This window comes from Endozoicomonas arenosclerae, assembly GCF_001562015.1.
In the GTDB taxonomy this organism is placed as follows: domain Bacteria; phylum Pseudomonadota; class Gammaproteobacteria; order Pseudomonadales; family Endozoicomonadaceae; genus Endozoicomonas_A; species Endozoicomonas_A arenosclerae.
Window position 1 is genome coordinate 1 of sequence record NZ_LASA01000278.1, and the last position, 823, is coordinate 823.

Consider the following 823-nt stretch of genomic DNA (forward strand, 5'->3'; position numbering starts at 1 on the left):
GCATCGTTGTCGTCATGGTAGTGGCCATAACCGTAGTAAGAGTGACCATAGGTTCTTACGACCACTACATTGTTTCTGAGAACCCTTTTTCTGGGTGCGACCACCACAATATTATTCTTTATGACTTTTGGTCCCCCCCAGCGATCGTCGCGACGATCTTCGCGATTATCCTGGCGGTCATCACGACGGTCTTCACGGTTATCCTGGCGATCATCCTGGCGATCTTCGCGGTTGTCCTGACGATCATCTTTGCGATCTTCGCGATTGTCCTGACGATCATCTCGACGCTCCTCGCGAACTTCATCACGGTCGTTATCGCCCCAGCCAGCATGGACCAGAGTGGATAAAGGTGAACAGCTGGCGATTAAAATAAAATACGTGAATAGTCGTTTTATCATACGGGTTCTCTCTAAAAAGGTCGGCAGTCGGTTAACTACGGGCCTTGAAGGTTTACAGTCGGGCCGTTACCAGTTATCCCTTCTGTCATCTCTTCGGTCTTCACGGTTATCCTGACGATCATCTCTGCGGTCTTCGCGATTGTCCTGACGATCATCTCTGCGGTCTTCGCGATTGTCCTGACGATCATCTCTGCGGTCTTCGCGATTGTCCTGACGATCATCTCTGCGGTCTTCGCGATTGTCCTGACGATCATCTCTGCGATCTTCACGGTTATCCTGACGATCATCGCGACGGTCTTCTCTACGGTCACTGCCTGGTAGCGCATGAGCTGTATTTGCCAGTGGTGCAATCACCATAAAAGACAGCAGTGCGGTGCAGAGAAACTTCTTCATTCTTTATCGACTCGGTATCAAACAGCCCTTGT

1 protein-coding gene and 1 pseudogene are annotated in these 823 nt (G+C 50.4%); both read right to left on the reverse strand.

What is annotated here, in order from left to right:
• A pseudogene (locus tag WG89_RS28760) lies at window positions 1-398 on the reverse strand (hypothetical protein); the annotation flags it as partial.
• Window positions 399-464: 66 nt separating this feature from the next.
• Entirely contained in the window at window positions 465-791 is a 327-nt protein-coding gene (locus tag WG89_RS28765; protein ID WP_062271240.1) for a hypothetical protein, read from the reverse strand.
• Between the last annotated feature and the right edge of the window lie 32 nt (window positions 792-823).